This window comes from Lyngbya sp. CCY1209 (genome assembly GCF_035615495.1).
Taxonomy (GTDB): domain Bacteria; phylum Cyanobacteriota; class Cyanobacteriia; order Cyanobacteriales; family Microcoleaceae; genus Limnospira.
Genome location: NZ_JAJENU010000168.1, coordinates 1 through 3,381, shown reverse-complemented (window position 1 = coordinate 3,381; position 3,381 = coordinate 1). Strand labels below are relative to the sequence as shown.

At 42.6% G+C, this 3,381-nt stretch carries 5 protein-coding genes; 1 reads left to right on the top strand and 4 read right to left on the bottom strand.

Annotation, left to right across the window (positions count from 1 at the left end; genetic code table 11):
• Nucleotides 1-250: 250 nt before the first annotated feature.
• The gene (locus LKE08_RS02410) at nt 251-535 is read right to left on the bottom strand and encodes a clan AA aspartic protease (protein WP_324702595.1); all 285 of its coding nucleotides are present in this window, start codon (nt 533-535) and stop codon (nt 251-253) included.
• A 92-nt stretch (nt 536-627) separates the two neighbouring features.
• The gene (locus LKE08_RS02405) at nt 628-897 is read right to left on the bottom strand and encodes a hypothetical protein (RefSeq protein WP_324702594.1); all 270 of its coding nucleotides are present in this window, start codon (nt 895-897) and stop codon (nt 628-630) included.
• Between the two features lie 242 nt (nt 898-1,139).
• Here LKE08_RS02405 and LKE08_RS02400 point away from each other — a divergent pair, with 242 nt between their 5' ends.
• Nucleotides 1,140-1,379 (top strand): UPF0175 family protein, encoded by a 240-nt coding sequence (locus tag LKE08_RS02400; RefSeq protein ID WP_324702593.1) that lies wholly within the window; start codon nt 1,140-1,142, stop codon nt 1,377-1,379.
• 125 nt (nt 1,380-1,504) lie between these two features.
• Here LKE08_RS02400 and LKE08_RS02395 read toward each other — a convergent pair whose 3' ends face one another.
• Nucleotides 1,505-1,873 (bottom strand): hypothetical protein, encoded by a 369-nt coding sequence (locus tag LKE08_RS02395; protein WP_324702592.1) that lies wholly within the window; start codon nt 1,871-1,873, stop codon nt 1,505-1,507.
• 75 nt (nt 1,874-1,948) lie between these two features.
• A complete protein-coding gene (locus tag LKE08_RS02390) occupies nt 1,949-3,145 on the bottom strand; it encodes a hypothetical protein (protein ID WP_324702591.1) in 1,197 nt (398 codons plus the stop codon).
• Between the last annotated feature and the right edge of the window lie 236 nt (nt 3,146-3,381).

Genomic DNA, 3,381 nt, shown 5'->3' with positions numbered 1-3,381 from the left:
GTGACCCTCTTATCAATAATGGTAAAAACCCGCATCTCTCGGCTGAGAATCACGCACCATCGAGAGTGATGGATTGCTGATAAGAAACCGGGTTTCTAGTTCAATCTGGGTGAGGATGCAGAAACTCTGATAGAAACCCGGTTTCTGAGTTTCAGGCGATCCGGCGCAACGCTTTGCGATGGTCGCTCCCCCGGCGGCTAAGATTCTTTCCACATAGACTAATCTCCCCTGAGTTTATTTTAAATGGGTATTAGACTGGGGTTAATTTGCTGATTTCAACCAGACCGCCCGGAAAAACTTGCACCACTAACTGATAGCCATTCATCAGGGACATCCCTACAAGGGGTTCCGAATCAGCTTCATCGACTGGAATGGTGAGAAGCTCTCCATCCCAAACTAACAGGGCTTCATAGATGTTGAAGACACATTCACTCCCATCCCCGAGAATGGCTCTTCCTCTCCTTTTCCATCTCAGATTCAACTGAGCAATTAAATTCGGAGGTAATGACAGCCAACCATTAAAACCTGTATCCACAATCGCATTTTGTGTGTAAATTTAGCCATCAGCGCCATAGACTGACAGGGGAATAATCGGTTCAAAATCTCTATTAACGATTCCAGTAATCATCAAATTCTCTTGCTTTGTCCGCCGAAGCGACGGACATAGCCCGAACCGATTCGCACAATCCAGATTTGAGCATCAGGGTGAGTGGCTTCAAGGCGATCGCAGGCGGCAATTTCACTAGCATCGACTTCAAAATCTCCAGTTTCTAAATCAATCGCCACAATCTTGCCCTCATTACCTGCCTCTACTTGTGGGCGAACATTAAATTCATAAATTTCATCCCCAAGACGAGCGAATTCCTCTTTACTGTAGCGAGGTTGTTTAGTGGGCATAGCTTTAACTTTCCTAACAAGGCTTCAACTGATTAATTTTATCATACTAATCTACGAGGGTTTTGATTGATGGTAATTGTACCTGAGAAACCGGGTTTATGGAAAAATCTCTGTGATAATGCAGAAATTCCGGTAGAAGCCCGGTTTCTGAGTGTAGGGGATATGGCATCCGCAATTGGAGGGCGATCGCTCCCCCGGCTGCTAAGATTTAAGCAGGAGATTTCACCCAAGGAGAGTTCCCCATGAGTTTAGTGATTGCCGATGACCTAGTAAAAGCGAGTGGCCTTTCCGAAAATGAGCTATTGTTGGAAATTGTGCTGATGTTGTTTCAGCAAGATAAAATTAGTTTGGGAAAAGCCAGTGAGTTATTGGGGCTGCATCGGATGCAGTTTCAACAACTGATTTCTGAGCGCTGCATTTGCGTTCATTATGATGTTGCTGAGTTTCAGGAAGACCTCAAAACCTTAGAGGAAACGGAGTGAGGAACGAAACCCAAAACAAATTTATCTAATAGGTATCAGATAGTGATGATGTTGCATTTCGGGGGATAGCGGTATTTAGCAATGGCGTGAGTTTTACCCCTATAACACACTCGAGTTTTTGGCTACTAACGATAGCAAATGCTGTTTTGGTTGCTTTCAATGACAAAACAGATTCCACCATCGCTCAAAGTTTTATATTGGCTAGGTTCACCATCAATTTTGGCTAAACCAAATCGAGAAGAAACGCGATCGCCTGGTTCTCGATTGATGGTCAGCACTTCGATTTCTGTCACCACACCATCACTCCACCTCAGTTGAGACTGTATCCAGCGACCCGAATTATCGACAATTTGGTTAACTTGACAGGAATCAACTAAGCGTCTCTTTTCACTGTTGAAAGTGCAGCGAACCGTTACCCAATTAGGATTGGCTTCAGCCGTTAGAAGCGTGAACCTTAATGTTGTGAGGATGCCCAATAAAATAAATGAACGCATTTTAAACACCTTGAACAACAATCACTATCACTTTTTGATAGTCAATCAAACACTCAAGGTCAGTTGGAGCCCGCATCAGTAAGCAGAAAAAGTTAGCCGCATTCTATCTGAAGAGGATCTGACATACCCACTATTGCCAAAAAGTGTTGTTTCTGGATTGAATAAAATTGGTGCGTCTCCTCCGAAATCCATATTGATACTAGCAGGAACTTGCCGACCCGTAAATTCAATATTTGTTCCCGCCTCAGAACATCTTGGTCGCAGATGAATTCCCCAGACTTTTAAAGGGGAATCACTACACCGAATGGTTATAGTTCTTAAAACCTGATTGTTGGTTATTTGTCTAGCTCTTAATTCAACTTGAATAGCTTGTCGTTCAGATAAATCTTCAGAAACCGACCCTCCAGACGCAATCAAGATGTACGCTTTGCCACGAACCGAAGATGTCCCTAAATTATCATTCGAGACTTTTCCTTTATCAGTTATGATTTCATACCAGTCTCGACCGTAATTGTCAAATTGTAGTTCAATATCCCTGTATTGATCCTTTTTATGGCAACCAATTTCTAACTTTTTAAAAACCCTTGTATCGCGGTTTTTACTATTACAATTTAGGGTTACTTCGGAAAATCCCTCTCTGGAAGGGGGAGAACGTCTCGCTTGACGAGGTTGTGGTGTGGGTGATGGACTGGGAGAGTTTTTAGCTGAAGTGGAATTGGGATTGGTGGCAACAACTGTGGCTTGGCCGACTTCAGCAGAACCGAAGGTTTCAGCCAGAAAGTCAGCAAAGTCTTGAGCTTTGGCACGATCTGTAAATGAAGAGACTTGAATGAATAATTGATCACTCTCCCTGCGTTTGGGGAAAGAGTCCCGACAAAATTCAGATTTAATTTTCTCCAGATTTGCTTCGCTATGGTCTATAAAAACAGGATAAAAGTTAATCGGATAATCTTTGTCAGATTTGGGGAGGGGATTGCCACAGCTTGCCATAGGAAAGCGAACTTCAGAGAATGGATTGACAGAAGGTTTTTCTGTCGCTGCTTCTGATTCTTGAGTTTCAGGGGTAGGAGGCGATCCTTCTAACTCTGTTTGAGATGACAGTGATGCAGTTTCTTTGGGAAAATTTACACTTAGAGCCATTATTATGGAGAACACACCATAAAGGCTTAAGCTGGCAATCAAAAAGTTGAATAATAAAATTCCCCAATCTTTGGATTTATAGGCATCCAGAAGATATGTTATGTAGTTTGGTTTTTTTTCAGGAGGAGACATGGCTCAAATTGTACCATCTGGTATGGGACAAATTTTTGTCCTTAAAGTCATTGTTTTTAACATGGGTTGAATAAAACACAATGAAACCCAACATCAGTTAAAGATGGTGGTGTTGGGTTTCGTTGCCTCAACCCAACCTACTCCACAGAGATAGTTAAATCGTAGTTGGTATTGCCAGAAGAGAAGGCAGGATAGACTCTTGCATAATAAGTGCCTCCCTGAATTGCTCTACTGAT

Bases quoted from the DNA above. Each gene is read 5' to 3' on its own strand.
- LKE08_RS02405 (WP_324702594.1), bottom strand. From the start codon at position 897: ATGCCCACTAAACAACCTCGCTACAGTAAAGAGGAATTCGCTCGTCTT.
- LKE08_RS02400 (WP_324702593.1), top strand. From the start codon at position 1,140: ATGAGTTTAGTGATTGCCGATGACCTAGTAAAAGCGAGTGGCCTTTCC.
- LKE08_RS02395 (WP_324702592.1), bottom strand. From the start codon at position 1,873: ATGCGTTCATTTATTTTATTGGGCATCCTCACAACATTAAGGTTCACG.
- LKE08_RS02390 (WP_324702591.1), bottom strand. From the start codon at position 3,145: ATGTCTCCTCCTGAAAAAAAACCAAACTACATAACATATCTTCTGGAT.